At 39.1% G+C, this 256-nt stretch carries 1 protein-coding gene; it reads left to right on the top strand.

The window, feature by feature from the left end:
• Positions 1-256 (top strand): hypothetical protein (locus NJT12_RS24955; protein WP_271338809.1); only part of this gene is annotated, 256 nt, incomplete at both ends.

Here is a 256-nt window from a genome sequence, read left to right as displayed (position 1 = left end):
AAATGGCGGAACATTGATTCCAAGTACAACAGCTTTAACAAGTGGTACTTATTATGCAGCGATAAAAGATGCAACATCACTTTGCGAGAGTGCATTAAGACTGGAAGTTGCGGTAATAGTAACTGATCCTGGAACGCCAAGTTTAGTAACTGCAGGAACTCAAAACTTCTGTCAGTCCACTTTGCCAACTTTTGCAAGTATTCAGTTAAACGAATCTAATATTGTTTGGTATACTGCTTTAAGTGGCGGAACATTG

The sequence above is a fragment of the Flavobacterium azizsancarii genome, assembly GCF_027980145.1.
GTDB lineage: Bacteria > Bacteroidota > Bacteroidia > Flavobacteriales > Flavobacteriaceae > Flavobacterium > Flavobacterium azizsancarii.
This window is presented reverse-complemented; position numbering and strand designations above follow the sequence as displayed.